At 58.7% G+C, this 15,174-nt stretch carries 11 protein-coding genes and 1 pseudogene; 6 read left to right on the top strand and 6 right to left on the bottom strand.

What is annotated here, in order from left to right:
• The first annotated feature begins 149 nt into the window (after positions 1-149).
• Positions 150-341 (top strand): CsbD family protein, encoded by a 192-nt coding sequence (locus tag OGR47_RS20015; RefSeq protein ID WP_165056307.1) that lies wholly within the window; start codon positions 150-152, stop codon positions 339-341.
• 226 nt (positions 342-567) lie between these two features.
• Here the strand turns inward: OGR47_RS20015 and OGR47_RS20010 are convergent, their stop codons facing one another.
• Positions 568-2,361, bottom strand: coding sequence for an ABC transporter ATP-binding protein/permease (locus OGR47_RS20010; protein ID WP_256445934.1), 1,794 nt, complete (start codon positions 2,359-2,361; stop codon positions 568-570).
• A gap of 498 nt (positions 2,362-2,859) precedes the next feature.
• Between OGR47_RS20010 and OGR47_RS20005 the strand changes: the two genes are divergently transcribed.
• The gene (locus OGR47_RS20005) at positions 2,860-3,672 is read left to right on the top strand and encodes an IS5 family transposase (RefSeq protein ID WP_216697943.1); all 813 of its coding nucleotides are present in this window, start codon (positions 2,860-2,862) and stop codon (positions 3,670-3,672) included.
• A 262-nt stretch (positions 3,673-3,934) separates the two neighbouring features.
• On the opposite strand, the gene OGR47_RS20000 is transcribed toward OGR47_RS20005, so the two are convergent.
• Positions 3,935-4,975, bottom strand: a complete 1,041-nt coding sequence (locus tag OGR47_RS20000) for an IS110 family transposase (protein WP_165056376.1) — start codon at positions 4,973-4,975, stop codon at positions 3,935-3,937.
• A 198-nt stretch (positions 4,976-5,173) separates the two neighbouring features.
• Here OGR47_RS20000 and lysM point away from each other — a divergent pair, with 198 nt between their 5' ends.
• Entirely contained in the window at positions 5,174-5,614 is a 441-nt protein-coding gene (gene lysM / locus OGR47_RS19995) for a peptidoglycan-binding protein LysM (RefSeq protein ID WP_216697942.1), read from the top strand.
• Between the two features lie 850 nt (positions 5,615-6,464).
• On the opposite strand, the gene OGR47_RS19990 is transcribed toward lysM, so the two are convergent.
• Positions 6,465-8,090 (bottom strand): ISL3 family transposase, encoded by a 1,626-nt coding sequence (locus OGR47_RS19990; protein WP_165050626.1) that lies wholly within the window; start codon positions 8,088-8,090, stop codon positions 6,465-6,467.
• 196 nt (positions 8,091-8,286) lie between these two features.
• On the opposite strand from OGR47_RS19990, the pseudogene OGR47_RS19985 reads away from it, so the two are divergent.
• A pseudogene (locus tag OGR47_RS19985) lies at positions 8,287-8,511 on the top strand (transposase domain-containing protein); the annotation flags it as partial.
• Between the two features lie 98 nt (positions 8,512-8,609).
• Here the strand turns inward: OGR47_RS19985 and polX are convergent.
• On the bottom strand, positions 8,610-10,334 hold the full coding sequence (gene polX, locus OGR47_RS19980) for a DNA polymerase/3'-5' exonuclease PolX (RefSeq protein ID WP_165050628.1): 1,725 nt from the start codon (positions 10,332-10,334) through the stop codon (positions 8,610-8,612).
• Positions 10,335-11,300: 966 nt separating this feature from the next.
• Here polX and OGR47_RS19975 point away from each other — a divergent pair.
• Positions 11,301-12,284, top strand: coding sequence for a histidine decarboxylase, pyruvoyl type (locus tag OGR47_RS19975; RefSeq protein ID WP_206527417.1), 984 nt, complete (start codon positions 11,301-11,303; stop codon positions 12,282-12,284).
• 510 nt (positions 12,285-12,794) lie between these two features.
• Here OGR47_RS19975 and OGR47_RS19970 read toward each other — a convergent pair.
• Positions 12,795-13,379, bottom strand: coding sequence for an alpha/beta fold hydrolase (locus OGR47_RS19970; protein ID WP_253948133.1), 585 nt, complete (start codon positions 13,377-13,379; stop codon positions 12,795-12,797).
• A 276-nt stretch (positions 13,380-13,655) separates the two neighbouring features.
• Between OGR47_RS19970 and OGR47_RS19965 the strand changes: the two genes are divergently transcribed.
• Positions 13,656-14,300 carry a nitroreductase family protein gene (locus tag OGR47_RS19965; protein WP_165050634.1) on the top strand — a complete coding sequence of 215 codons (645 nt, stop codon included), beginning with the start codon at positions 13,656-13,658 and terminating at the stop codon, positions 14,298-14,300.
• Between the two features lie 483 nt (positions 14,301-14,783).
• Here OGR47_RS19965 and OGR47_RS19960 read toward each other — a convergent pair whose 3' ends face one another.
• Positions 14,784-15,020 carry an addiction module toxin, HicA family gene (locus OGR47_RS19960; protein WP_165050636.1) on the bottom strand — a complete coding sequence of 79 codons (237 nt, stop codon included), beginning with the start codon at positions 15,018-15,020 and terminating at the stop codon, positions 14,784-14,786.
• Positions 15,021-15,174 lie beyond the last annotated feature (154 nt).

Raw genomic sequence — 15,174 nt, 5'->3', positions numbered from 1 at the left:
TATTTTAGATTGCGCCTGATTTCTTCGTAGGTGTTTTCCGAAGCTATCCGATACCTCTCCTTCCCAGATACAATTTCGTCGTCGAACAAGAAATCGACCGGGGCAATGCCGATCAATGCATTGTCATCTTATCCATTAGGAGACGACCTATGAGCGGTACAACAGACAAGATCAAGGGCGCGGCGAATGAAGCGGCTGGCGCCGTCAAAGGGGCTGTCGGCAAGGCCGTCGGCAATCCGAGCCTCGAGATAGAGGGCGCCGCGCAGAAGCTCAAGGGCGAGGCTCAAGGGGCCGTCGGTAACGCCAAGGAAGCCGTTAAGAAAATCGTTGACAAGGCGTGATTTGCCCTTCGATTCAATTACGAAAGCGCCTTTCAGAGCGGACCGAGCAGGCCGGCTTTGAAGGGCGCAGCAATTTTTTCCGGAGCGATCCCTACCTCAGCGGCCAAGTCTTAATGACTGCCTTTGGCTCAGCCATTGGCCTCGCTTGTCTCACCCTATCATCAGCCGTCGCCGATACACTCCGGCTATGTTGTGGTTCGCGGTAAGCAGGAAGGCTTCCATCTTCCTAGCTGGTCGGCGCTTCGCGCAGACTCGGTAATACGTCGGATGACAACGCCCGACGAAAATCTGCAACTCCTTGGCCATTCGAGGCGGGTTTCGCTTTAAGCTGAATCTCGCGGTCGTAGAAGCGTTTGTCGACGTTTCGTCTTGCGGCGTGGATGATGGTCGAGTTGGGCGCTTCTTCGCTAAGCAGTTCCATCAGCCGAGTCTGACTGAGATCGTCGAGGGCCGAGGCGGGTTCGTCCATGATGATGATGTCGGGTGGCCTCAACAGCACACGCGCGAAACCAAGCTGTTGCTGTTCGCCGCCCGAAAGCACATCGGACCAGTTCTGTTCCTCGTCCAATCGCGACACGAGATGAGCGAGCCCGCAGGTGACGAGGATTTTTTCTATGCGCGCGGGGTTCGGCGGGTTGGCGTCATGGGGATAGTTGAGCGCATCCCGCAGAGTGCCCCGCGGCATGTATGGCTGCTGCGGCATGAATGCGACGCGCGCGTCCCTCGGACGAAGAATGCTACCGCTGCCCCAAGGCCACAATCCGGCAATTGCGCGAATCAGCGTGCTCTTGCCGGCGCCGGATTCTCCCTTCACGAGTATTTTCTCGCCGCGTCTGATCACGGCATCGGTGTCAGCGAGCATCTGCGTGCCATCATGCTGGGCGATGGATAGTCCGCAGAGATGCAATGCGCCATCGTCGCTGAAAGCGAGATCGATCATCTTGGCCTCGGCTCCGATAGCGAGCTTGTCGAGGTTGTCGAAGAAGAGGTCGAGGGCCGCGACGCGTCGCGCCGAGGCGAACCAGTCGGCGAGGCGCATCGAGTTGTCGGCCAGCCAATTGAGCGCTAGTTGAACCTGTATAAAGGCCGCCGCCGCTTGCATGAGGTCGCCGAGCGAGATGTCGCCGGCGAGATATTTGGGCGCCCCCAGCATGAGCGGGATGACGGGCGCGAGAACATTATTGCCACTCGACAAGAATAACATGCGCGCCTGCCGTCCAATCACCGCTACCCAGCGCAGTGCGACTTGATCAAATCGCGTGCAGAGGCGCTCCCGCTCCGCATCGTCGCCGCCTATAAGCGCGATCGTTTCGGCGTTCTCGCGCGTGTGCGAGAGCTCAAAGCGAAAATCTGCCTCAGCAACAGCCTTCGCCTCGACGCGCGAGACGAGCGGTCCCCCCAAAAGCAACATGCCGTAGGACGTGCATGCGGAATAGAACACGACGGCAATCACAAGATAACCGGGGACCGTTACGCCCCAGAGGGTTAAAGAGCCGCCGATGAACCACAAAACGCTGACGAAGGAGGCCGCCATGAGCAGAGCATTCGTGACGCCGGTCGCAAAATCGACGAAGAGCTCAATGGCAATCCGCCCGTCCTCGGCGATGCGCGCTTCCGGATTATCGACAAGCCGAAGGACGCTGAGCTGATAAAAGCGACGGCGCTCCATCCAGCGCCTCACAAGCGTTCGCGTCAGCCATTCTCGCCAGCGCAACTGGAAGCGCATGCGCATTTGCAGCAGCGCAACGCTCGTCATTGACGAGGTCAAGGCTAGCGCCAGGAAAAGGCTTATGCCGAGAAGGAGCAGGCGCTGGTCCTTGCTCTGCAGCGCGTCAAAGAAAAACTTGTTCCATCGGTTCACGGCGATAGCAGGGAGGAGGTTCAAGACCAGGCATCCAAAGAGGCCAAGCACAAGCAGGGCAGCCTTGCTGCGTGTTGGTCCCGTCCAGAAGCCGGACGAGAGATATACGAAGTGACGTAGGAGCCATGCGTCAGCGGTTGAACGAAGAGCTTCAGCCATAGAGAACCTCAAACGCACGCGTGATCATATCATAAACTCAACAGCAGTTGTCATGCGGCGCTTGCGATGGCGCCTCGAAGCAGGTTCAATTCCGATTTTCTCGCTTGCGCTCCTGTCGTTCGTTGAAAATGCGAAACAGCGGAGGCCAATTGATATGGCTGACAGCGCATCCCTCTGATGGTCTGAGAGCGGCAATGGTTACGCCCTAACGTCAGTAATGATCATGATGTTAGAAGACTTCTCATAGGGTTAGCCTGGCAGTGAGGAATCGACATCCTCCAGTGCAAGGATGACGGCCTTCGCCATCGGTTCGGACATAGGAGGGATTGGGTTCACCATAGACGACACGAGGAGACGATTCAGCCTCGGAATCTACCTACGGCCGCTACGCTGTGCCTTAGCGTTCAGAAGGGCCTCTGACCTGAATGTCCAGGAACGACTTTACGGTCTCTAGAGGGTGTTATGTACTTTGGTGATTGATTGTCTTAATGGAATCGGATGTCTCCGATTCGCAAACCGTATCCGTCTGATGTCAGCGACGAGGAATGGTCGCTGGTTGCGCCGTATCTGACGCTGATGGACGAGGGCGCTCCGCAACGTCAGCATTTGCTTCGTGAGCTTTTCAACGGCCTGCGCTACGTTCTCCGTTACGGCATAGCATGGCGCGCCATGCCCAACGATCTGCCGCCCTGGTCCGCAGTGTATCAGCAATCGCAGCGCTGGCTGGCGGCGGGCGTGTTTGAAGAGCTTGCGCAGGACCTGCGCGCCTTGTTGCGCATCGCCTCCGGTCGCGCCGAGGAGCCAACCGCGGCGATCATCGACAGCCGCACGCTGCGTTCGACGCCGGAAAGCGGTCCACGGGCCGGCTATGACGGCGCCAAGCGCAAGCGCGGCTCCAAGCTGCACATGGCGGTCGACACGCTGGGGCACTTGCTGGCGCTGCACGTTACGCCGGCGAATGTCGACGCCCGCGCCGAGGTCGGCAAGCTCGCCGCCGCTGTGCAGCACGCCACCGGCGAGAGCGTCGAGCTTATTTATGTCGATCAAGGTTATACCGGCGAGAAAGCCGCCGAGGCGGCCAAAGCGCAGGGCGTCGAACTCTGCGTGGTCAAACTCTCCGAAGCGAAAAAAGGCTTCGTGCTGTTGCCCAAACGCTGGGTTGTCGAACGATCCTTCGCTTGGGCGACCCGATGCAGGCGGCTGGTCAAAGACTACGAACGCTACGCCGACACACTCGCTGGCCTCCACGTCGTCGCTTTCGCCTGCCTCATGCTCAAACGCGCAGCCGACTTCATAATACAGAGTGCATAACACCCTCTTCTGTAACGGGCGCTTCGTTGTCAATCCCCAACGCTCTTCCTTCGCCGGTTCACTCTTCTGTCCGTGGTCGGCGCCAAGAATGATGGCCGCCACTTGATGGGATAAGATGAGGATGAGGCCGGCCAATCTAGTTGCGCGTGGTCTTGAGCCCACGGAGCGTGTTGCGGTCTGACCCATCCATCGTCCCGGCGAGGGACGAACGCTTCGGGAAAGGCTGGTGTTTGGCCCCGCCCGAAACCCTGCTTTTCCTCTCCTACGCCGCCACGACAGTCGAGGTCGCCTTGCGGGCGTCGAACGGCGTCCCGTCGATCCACATCCGATGCAAGACCACGGCGAGCTTGCGCGCCAGCGCCACCTTCGCCTTCTTCATGCCGGCGCGCCGGGCGAGCTTCATCGCCCAGCTTTTGAGGCCGGAGCCCTTCACCGGCCGCGTTAGTATGACGTTGGCGGCTTCGTAAAGCGCCGTGCGCACGCCAGCGTCGCCGATCTTGGTAATCCGCCCGCTAACGTCCGTTTCGCCAGACTGATATTTCCTCGGCGTCAGGCCGAAATGCGGCCCGACCCGCTTCGACGAGGAAAATCGCAACGGATCATCGATCGCCGAAACGTAAGTCAGCGCCACGATCGCGCCGACCCCCGGCGCCGACATCATCAGTCTCGCGCGCTTGTCCTTGCGCGCCATCGCCCGCACAAGCTTCTCGAACATGTCGAACTCGCGCAGCAAGACCGCATGCGCTGAAAGCAGCGCCTTTGCGACGATCTCGAGCGTCCTATACCCGCCGACGAGCTCCTGGATGCGCCGTGCGAAACGCTTCGGCGTCGTCGGCCCGACCTTTAGCCCGAAGCCGCGCAAGATCCCGCGCAGGCTCATCTCAATGTCATAGAGTTTCGATTGAACCAGTTTGCGCGCCGTCAGCAGCGCTCGCGTCTCCTGCGCTGCCGAGGATTTGCAGTGGACCGGACGAAACCAACCAAGCCGCATTAATTGCGCGATGCCGCGCGCGTCATTGCGGTCGGTCTTGACTGGCATCGTCTGCAGAGCCGTGCGCACATGCCGCGTCTCCAGCAACTCCACCGCCAGGCCCGCCTCGTGCATCGCCGCGTAAAGCCATTGCGACAATGGCCCTGCCTCGAGGCCGATGCGCGCCAAATCCAGCCCGAGCGACGCCAACCAGCCGATGAGCGCCGCCGGCTCGCTGGAGATCTTCGCCTCCCGCACGATTCGCCCGGCGCCATCGACGACGCAAACGCTCGATGCTTCCAAAGACACGTCGATCCCCGCATAATGGTCCATGGTCATCCTCCAATGATGCTTGGAGCCGACGAAAGCCGGACTCCGTCTCACACCACCATTCTGGGGGATGACCACTCCTCCGCGAAGCCTCAGCCTCCGGCGGCCCGTTACGCCATCTAGAGTTGTTCCCGTGGCGAAAAGCCAGTGATATCGGCGCTGCGCGAGGTCAGTCGCCTGTGCGAGTCAGAGGAGGGTAAAATGGGCCTTTTGGATTTTATAACAGGCAAGGGTAAAGCCGCGCCCACCGCAACAGGCGCCATCACTCCGGTTGCTGCCGAAGACCTGAAGAGAGAAATCGCCAAGCAGGGTGTCGATGCATCCAAGATCGACATTAAGATCGATGGCGACAGGGTGACGCTCAGCGGCAGCGCACCCACGGCGGCAGATGTGGATAAGATTGTTCGCGCCGTCGACACCGCCAAGGGGGTGGCTAGGGTCGAGAACAACATTGTCGCTGTGAACGCCAACGCCGAATCCAAATTCTATACCGTGCAACGAGGCGATACGCTCTGGAAGATCGCTGAATCGCATTATGGCCACGGCAAGGGCGGGAGATATAAAGAGATCTTCGAGGCGAATAAAGAACTGCTAAGGGACCCCGATAAAATTTATCCGGGGCAAAGGCTCCGCATCCCCTGAGCCAAGGTGTGAGCTTGCAATAGGCGGTCCATCCGAACGGAAACGGAGGAAGGGAGTTGCGAAGCTTCGCCTTTCCACGGGAGTTCGGACGAATTGGCGCGCAGGGTTCTGGCAGGTGGCCCAGGAAGCCTGCACGTATCACTCCGCCCGCCGATCCGGCGGCGCAGCCAGAGATCCGCTAACCCGGGCTAAAGTAAGCCCCCCGCGCCCGAGAGTGATTTATACGATCAGCGCAAGCCATTCTCGCCGAAGCCCGGCGACACACTCGTTCGCGATTTCAAAGGTCTAATAGCGAGGGCGCTCATAGCCGCGATCGCGACGTCCATAATAATCGCGGTCTCGGTCGCGACGTCCATCATAATCACGGTCCCGGTAGCGACGCCCATCATAGTCGCTGTCTCGGTGCCTGTTAGAGCCCCCAAGACCTCGAATAACCCTACCGGCGATGTCACCTGCGTCGTCGTCGCGCACCTGTTGTGTTGCAGTCGTAACGCCCGGCACACTAAAAATCGGCAATGCCGAGGCGCTGGTGATAAGACAGGCTCCGCTGAAAGCAACAGCGAGCATTGCGTTTTTGACATTCATTAGAGAACCCCATGATTTTCTGCGCGCGCTCGCGATCGCAGATGCGCGGTCTTCCTATATATGGGCATCTGATATTGAGTTTCCATAGTATGTAAGCGAGAGGGCGAACGCCGTTCTCGCGTTGTTTTCCTTGCCGCAGCTCCATGGGAACGACTGTGCGGCTCACATTTCCTGTGTCAGGAGCCATCTTGGCTTGAGAATATCCGATTCCAAATCGAAAAAGCCATTAAACGGGGTCTGCCTCACTTTTCGTGCTCGCCAAACGCTACAGCGGTATCATACGCGCTCGCAGCAGTTCGGCGCTTGCGCGACCATACATGGCGCGCTTGAGCGTTTTCAATCTATTGATTTGTCCCTCGGTTTGACCATTGCTCCAAGGCTCCGCCACCGCATTGCGGACCGCTTGGATGTCGCTCCGTAATGTACGCGCAAAGCGTTGCATTGCGTAAATTCCTGATCGCTGAGCGTCGTCGAGCCAATTGTCGAGTCGCTTTACATCTTTGCTACGAAGAACGCCCCGAAATCGCATCGCCAGCGCGCGCATGGCGACAAAATCTGGTGAGGCGTTCTTCAGGGCGGCGACCTTAACAGCTTGTCGCGCCGTCAGCATTCCGCGCGGCTTTATGCAAAGCGCCGCGCCAACGATCGGCGAAATCGCCCAACCCGTCGCGGGATCAATCGCGCGGAGTGGAAGCGCTGTCGTAATCACAGGTGAAACTGTCGGCGCGGGATTCGCGATTGGCGCGAGCGCCGCGTGCTTCGCGCCTCTCCATTTTCCTAACAGGCGCTCCATATTGGAGCGGCTGCCCTGATAGCCTCGCTGCTGAATTTCCTCGAAGAGTTGCCTGCCGCCCCTGACTCCTTTCGCCCAACGGTCCGCGAGATAATCCCGAAAATATCGCGGCGATGTTGGCGTTGGCGCGCGCTCGCGGCGTTCAGGCATTTTGCTCGCGTGCACCCACTTCCTGACGGTGCGCCAATTTACGCCTATCTCCAGGGCGATACCACGAATGTTCCTTCCCTCAGCCTTCAGAATCTGCGCCTTTTCAAACATCGCCTGTCGCGAACGTTCATGCGCACGCCGCCTGAGATGGCGGTCCTCCGCGATCACTTGACGCCCCGGCGTGGTGCAGGAAATCAAGCCAGCGTCTTCGCCCTCAGCTCTGGGCAAGGAGGGACACGCCAAGCCCTTGTCAGAGCGGCTCAATTGGTGCTCAATCCGCTCGCGCAAATTCTGCAGTAGATGAAACCGATCTGCGACCTGGCGCGCTTCTGGCGCGCCTTGGCGTGTTCCCTGCGCATAAAGTCCGCAGCGATCCCGGCTGACGACCTCTACATTCGGATGCCGGCGCAGCCAGTCCGCCGTTTCTTCCGCCGAGCGTCCGGGCAGGACGTCGACAACCTCACGTCGCTCCAGATCTACCATCACGGTTCCGTAGCTCTCTCCCTTCCGCCAGCTCCAATCGTCGATGCCCAACACACGAACATCGTTGGTCTTGCGGGTCGCGCCGCGCTTCAACTGCCGCAGAAGGGTGTCGTCGCTCGCCGGCATGCCGAGACGGTTTATCAGCCGCTCGCTCGGCTTACCTCCGGCGCCATGGGCAAATAGTTGAAGAAGGCGGCCAACGCGTAATGTCCGACGCGCATGTCGGACGGCGAGCGCGGGAAGCTGATCAGAAAATGTCTTTCGCGCGCACGACCCTTCCAGACAACGCCAACGCGTCATCAAGACTCTCAATGCGACGATCGCGCCTTGCACCGGCAGGTCCTGTAAACTGCGTGGATATCGACTGTGCCGCCGTCGTGATCGCGCCCCGCATCCGGGACATAAGCCGATCTCCCGCGCGGCAGCCGAAATTACCCAGCGATCGCCATCGCGTTCCACGGCCATAATTCTGACGCCTGGCCCGAGCGTCCACGCTGATTTTGCTTGCATGCGGCTCAATACCGGCCACAAAGTCACCAACTGGTAAAAAGCACGAAAAGTGAGGCAGACCCAATTAAATGGATATTCCTAAGCATGATGGCTATGACTAAGTACTTGATTTTCCTAAACGCGTATTGTCACGCCAAAATGGCTCCCGACAGAGCGCGCCATTCGGCCGCAAACGATTACCCGCAAGAACGCCCTCTTCGCGGGGTCCGAAGCAGGGGGCCAGACATGGGCGACGATCGCCTCGCTGCTCGCGACCGCCCGCCTCAATGACGTTGATCCAAACGCTTGGCTCACTCAGACTCTCGAGCGCATTGCCGCCGGCTGGCCAAACAAACAAATCGACGCACTGCTGCCCTGGAACTTCTCACAAAACTGACGGGACGCGGAGGACGCTTACCGGTCTGCCACCATGCAAGAGACACAGGCCGTCCCTCTCAATCCGTTCAAGCGCATGGCGCTTGGCCTCGGCTCGTGTCACGCGCCCCGTTTCAACATTTTCGTCAATTGACGTAGTGGCCGCGTGTTGATGACGTCATCCGGTCCAAGCCATCCGCGACGCGCTTGATCCACGCCGAAACGCATGCAGTCGAAGCCATGGAGCGAATGCGCATCCGTCGATATCGCCAATTTTACCCCGAATGATTTCGCAGCGTGAGCGTGGGCGTCGTTCAGATCCAACCGATCCGGCTCCGCATTGATCTCCAGAAAGCAATTCCGGTCGCGAGCTGCGAGGAGCACGCGCTCCACGTCGACCGCATATGGTTCCCGTTCCCCGATGAGACGGCCGGTCGGATGGGCGATAATCGAGACGCAGAGATTGTCCATGGCCCGGATGAGCCGCTCGGTCTGCTTCTCTCGGGGCAAATCGAATTTATAATGGATCGACGCCACGACAATGTCGAGGCGGGAGAGCACCCTGTTCGGCAAGTCGAGGCGGCCGTCGGCTAAGATGTCTACCTCGATGCCTTTCAATATCGTGAATTCACGATATTGCGCGTTTAGCCGGTCTATTTCGTCGATCTGGCGCATGATCCGCTCGGCCGTCAGCCCATGCGCAACTGTAACCCTTTGACTGTGATCAGTGAGGGCCATGTAGGTATAGCCGCGCGTTTTCGCTGCATCGGCCATATCTGCAATTGAAGCCGTGCCGTCGCTCCAATCCGAATGCACGTGGAGATCGCCTCGGATATCGGATACGGATACGAGCGTTGGGAGAGCGTTATCCATCGCTAGCGCGACTTCTCCGCGATCCTCGCGCAGCTCTGGTGGAATGAACGCAAGCCCAAGTTTTTTGTAAGTTTCTTCTTCGCTGCCGCCCGCGATACGCCGCTGGCCATCGAACAGCCCATATTCGTTGAGCTTCCAGCCGCGTTCGTTGGCGAGATTTCGCAAGGCGATGTTGTGAGCCTTCGAGCCCGTGAAATACATGAGCGCCGCTCCGTAGCTTTCTTCAGCGACAACCCTGAGATCGACTTGGAGACCGGATCGCAAGATGACGGTTGTTCGGCTTGGGCCATGCACGAGAACTTTCTCGGTGTTCTCATATGCGACAAGCCGATCGCCCACCGCTCCTCCGTCACGCGCAGTAGCCAATATGTCGAGATCGCCGACAGTTTCCTGCCGGCGGCGATAGCTACCCGCCGCAATGATCCGATCGAATGTCTTGCCGCGTTCGAGCGACTCGATGAGCGACCGAGCTTCAGCCTCTGCGGAAAAAAGCTTGAAGCGCCGCTTTTCGGGGGCGGGCCGGTCGAGCGCGGCTATGATGCTCTGCTCCAGCTTGGCCCCAAACCCTCGAAGCTCTTGCAGCCGCCGTCTCTTGGCGGCGCGCCGAAGATCCTCGGGTGAACGGACGCCCAGCTTTTCGAACAGCAGCTTAACCCGCTTAGGCCCAATGCCGGGAATAGTCAGGAACTCAACCAGCTTTCCGGGGAGTTCCTGCTTCAGTTCCTCCAGAAGATCGAACCTGCCCGCTTTCACAATCGACCCGATTTTCTCGGCCAAATCCTCGCCGACGCCCGGCAAGTCCGAGAGGTCTTGTTCAGCCGCTAACATGGCCGCAACGCTGGTTGGGAGGTTTTCAATCGTGCGGGCGGCGCGGCGATAAGCCCTTATCCGAAACGGATTCGCGCCTTTGATCTCCAAAAGCTCGGCCGCCTGGTCGAACATTGAGGCGATTTCCGCGTTTTGGACTGGCATCGTTTTCCGCTTTTGGGGCGAGAGCTTCTAGCACAGGTAGTGATAGTATAAGTTGGCGCCAGAGCTTTGCGAGGCTTGTCCGTGGTTAGGAGTGGCGGGGAGGTTTGTTCACCCCATCGTGGAGATTCAGAAAAACCGCTTTGGGGTCTATCTGCATGCTGGCGGATGTGGCTTACGCAACTTCAGCATCAGTTCTATCGCTTGGGGAAAAAGACCGCGCACGCGAGCGGGCTCGGGTTTCGCTGACGCCCAGAGTAGCAAAAATTCGGGTCCGCGATAGCGAGTTGACTGGAAGGCCCCCAAAGCTGAACGCTTCCTCGTTCGCTGTCTCGGCTTCGGGGGCCGCCGTGTCGTTACCTTTGCCGGAATCGAGAGTAATAGCGCGCCATTGCCTTTACCTCGTCGTCCGTCAGTTCGTTCCCATCAAAAACATCGTATCATGGCGCCGCTTTCCAGCCCGAAAGGCTAGAAGTTGGTTTACCAGGAAGCGTTCCGCTTTTACCTGCAATTGATGGGACTTGGTCGGGCGTCGGCGAAACCCCATTGACGCCGTGGCAAGTGTCACAGTCCATCTTAAGCTCGTCAAACCGATTCCCCGTAATTTCTGCCGCTGCGAGAGGAGTCACGAGCATCTGAAATATGCTAGCCAAGAAAAGAATAGCTTTCATTTGCCTTTCCTCGGGTAGGCGCGCTTATCATTAATAGATCACGCGGGAGCTTGTCTTTAGAGGGTATTATATACATTGTATCATGCAAGGCTTCGACGTTGTCGGATATGCCCAGGGGTGATTTGTGGCCGACGCTCTGTCCGGGGTCCTGGCGAATTTGGGGGTTCAAGGCCGACCACCTCGGCGAGAACCGACTGATCTCTATATTCCTCTTTTAAATGGAGAGGAACGCATGCTCTGGCCCGCGGAATTGTGTGGGGACCGACATCCGACACTCCACCGCGGAGGCGGTCTTGGCGTGGGACTACGCATTCTTTGGGCCGCGACGACCTTGTTCTCGCTAGGTGGACCGCAAAATGCTGCGGCAGACGTCGCGGACGCTCCTGCGGCGCCCCAGCCCTCATTGTCCTTGATAGAAATCGTCAGGGGCGCGATCGGCCCGTATTTCTCCCGTTGTGACGGATACGGTAACCCTGGCGCGAGCGGCCTAGGTTATATTTCCGTGATCACGCTGCATGCAGGAGAAACAACGAAAGAGTTGTCCGTACCTGGGCAGGCCGGGGAAGGCCTGGATGGAACTCTCGCCTTCGACCGTGCGGAAGCATCTGGGGCCTATATAGGACAAATCAACCTCGTAGTATCCTCCTCGTTCAGTGGCCCTAGCGGCGCGATTTGGGGATATAATATAGCAAGAGCGTTCGACACGATCGGGACCGAAACGCTATTTGAAGTGACGACGTCAAGTAACAAAAGAATCCCTGTTTATGCTCTCGATCCGCTGCTCGACGCGGGTTCGCGTCTCTTCGGAATGCGCGACGCGCCGAGATTTCCGATACTCCCGGGAGCCCATGTGATGGCAGCCCACAAGGGAATTAGCGCCGTGGGCCCAACAAATGTTTGGTGCGGTCTTGCTATAGGCATTGCTGAGGAGCGCGCGCGAAATGCAAATTTGATTATGGAACTGTGCGGTGAATTTAAGCCTCAAGGCAGCGGGGAGTCGAAAGAACCTTACTTTCGTTTAGTGCGTCAGAATCTCGCCAAGAGCGTAGTACGCGTTGGAGAAAATCAAAATGTAACCTTCGCCAAGATGTTTGTGGGGGTAATAGATGAAGAAGTGCGCGAAGGCTCTGTGGGCTATGCCATGGCCACCGTCCCGTATGTCGTGCTCGCAAGGGACGCCATCCCAGATGGTGGGCCTGAAAAGCTCCTGGAAATGAACATATCGGAGTGGGAGAAAGTCGTTCGAAGCAGGATGGGTGCTGATCGTGGATCTAAGCGGTAAAAGTCGTGCCGCGGATTTGCATGCCGTCGGGGACAAGCCTGAAAAAAGACGGTTCACGAAAATTATTTGGACCGTACAGCAGCTACGCTGCAGACATCGGATTCTTAAAAGCGCGACCACGCGCCGCACTCACGATCTACCCTGCGCCGAAAGCAGCCGCCTCACGAATAGGGAGGATTAGGCATCCGGGGCTTTTGTGGAGCCCTTCAGCGACGACGAGATTGATCTGGCCGACCTTTCGCTCTTCGGGTTTGCGCCACACCTTTGCTCAAGCCACCACACAATCACCCGGTCGTGCCAAGGAATTCGGCTACCACTGGCGTGAAAGCCCAGATGTCCACCGCGAGGGCTCAGCATAGTCTCGATTGCCGGCAAGCTCGGCCACTCAATACCGGTGTATGATTCAGACGGTATCCACGGATCGTCCAGCGCATGTAGAATGAGCGTCGGCCGTGCGATTGTAGGCAGGAAATTTTTCGAGGAATTATTTTCGTAATACTCTGGCGCGTCTCAATACCCGAAGCGCGGCGCGATGAAGCGGTCGTCAAACTCATAGAAGTTGCGCGCGCCGGCGACGGCGCTGCATTCTCGGGTTGTGAGTGCCGCGCGCTGCGCCAGCGCCTCGCGTTTCGCCTGACAAAGCAGATATGCGTGATACGCGAGGTTGCGCCGGCTCAACATGCGCGCGCAACTTCCTGCGAGATCGAGCGGAGCGGACACCGCGGTAGCGGCGAGCACCGGCAAGCCATGGCAGCCTTCGCCCATAAATTTCAAAACGAGATTGCCGCCCAGGGAATGGCCAAGCAGGACGACCCCGTGATGGCGGAGTTCGGCCGGTAATTGATGCAGAGCCGCTGCGAGATCTTCGGTCTTGCCCGCGTGGTAGCGTCCGGTCGACGTCGCTTGCGAGAGCAATGTTCCACGCAGGTTCAGGCGAAGAACGGGCCACCCCTCGCGCACGAGATAACGCATGGTCGCAACGATGGCGAAGCTCTGCTCCGAACCGGTGAGGCCATGGATGAGCACGATGAGCGGCCGTATTTCTGGTCGCGCTGGAAGATAAAGTCGGGCCGCTAGCCGGTCGCCGTCGGGCATAGCCAGCAGAAGTCTTTTCCCGCCAGGAAGATCCGCCTGGCCGCCGCATAGAAAGTTGCGGATCGTTTGCAGATCCGCCCCAATCCAAGGGGCCCGTTCCTGGAATGGCGGAATCGGAGCTATCCCCGACAGATCCGTCAATGCAGAGCCTCTCGCCGCGAATGATGGGCCGAGGGAGAATTTAGGGCACGGCTAGCCGCAGCGAGGTTTGGGTGTGCCGCTTTGAATTTGAGGCTCGGGCGATATTGTATCATCGGTGCGGTGGAGATCGCAGCAATGAGCACTCTGACGAAGCTTGTGTTGGGGATGATGGGACGGTTACGCCCGAAGCCTGCCAGAGGCAAAGGCGCGCCGACGATCGAATTGCCGGCGCCGAGGAAGGAAGGGGGCGCGCCCTTGATGGACGCGCTGTCGCGGCGACGTTCGGCGCGGGAATTTTCGCCGCGTGAGCTGTCATCGCAAACGCTCTCCGACCTCCTTTGGGCCGCCTATGGCGTGAACCGGCCCGATGGCGGCCGAACGGCGCCCTCTGCGCTGAATGCTCAGGAAATCGACATTTACGTTGCGCTACCTTCGGGCGCCTATCTCTACGACGCCGCTGCCAACGAGCTCCAGCTCGTGGCCGGGAGCGACCTGCGGGGCGTCACCGGTTATCAGGATTTCGTCGACGAGGCTCCGCTGGATCTCGTGTTCATCGCAGACCACGGGCGCATGTCGCTCATCCCCGCAGGACAGCGCGAAAGCTACGCTTCGGCCGCGGCGGGCGCGATTTCCCAGAATGTCTATCTGCTCTGCGCGAGCAGCGGTCTTGCGACCGTGATCCGCGCATGGATCAATCGTGAGGCGATCGCTGATGCTCTGGGACTGAGCCATGATCAGCAAGTGCTGCTGTCGCAGACTGTGGGATATCCAAAGAGCTAAGCCGCAATGGGGGACGATTTTTGAAATCCTGCGTCATCCCTGTGCGCAAGTCGACCTGAAGCGGCCGGCTTGCGCAATTGGACCCCTTGGAATCCAAACGGTCGGGCGAAAAGTTCGACTGGCAGGGAGCCTACGCCACTCTCTTTGCAGGGACCGCTGTTCCAGCGGCGCCGCAACATTCGGGGGGCAGGTCGCTCGTTGGAAACAATCGCGCTGCTTGGCAAGCAATCTTCAAGGCTCGGAATATGTACTCGGACGTTCGCTTTGGAAGGGGGCCAAACAAGGTTTAGGGAGCCGGCAAGATGAGCTGCGAGGTCCGCAAAGTTCAATTCGGCCATGAATGCTAGTGATCAATTTTCCAAGGCCGAAAATGTCTGCTCATCCAGCGAAGTGAATTATATGCAAGCGCTCATGAAGCAGACTTATCGGTGTGACCTGTCGACCGAGCCGCAGTATGCTGGCTTTTCCTCCCATCTTCCGTGCTCACACGCGGGAGGACGGGCCAGGCAATTCCTCCCACTTCAACCCCAGATCGTCGACGATTTGGCGCACCACTCTGGGATCGAGCGGCTTATGACTCCCGACGTCTGGAAGCACGGCCCGACGATCGCCAAGACGCACCGTCACATAAGCGTGACCTCCCTTATGGACGGTGTCGCTGCCGGCTTCGAAGGCGCATCCACGCTCGGTTAACCACCGACGGAACGTTTCGCTTTGCATGAGTAGTCCTCCTTGGAAGTCCGTTGGCGAGGCGCGAGGCGCCGTCGGCTTCATAGACTGTCTCCAGGTCGAGGATCGTCAGCTCAAAGCCAATATGGCCATTGTGAAGGCGATTTGAAGCGGCGCAATTCGCTCACGGCCAGTAAATTGTAGA

Source organism: Methylocystis sp. MJC1 (genome assembly GCF_026427715.1).
Lineage (GTDB): Bacteria > Pseudomonadota > Alphaproteobacteria > Rhizobiales > Beijerinckiaceae > Methylocystis.
Note: the sequence above shows the minus strand (reverse complement) of the source record. Positions and strands in the feature narration are given on the sequence as shown.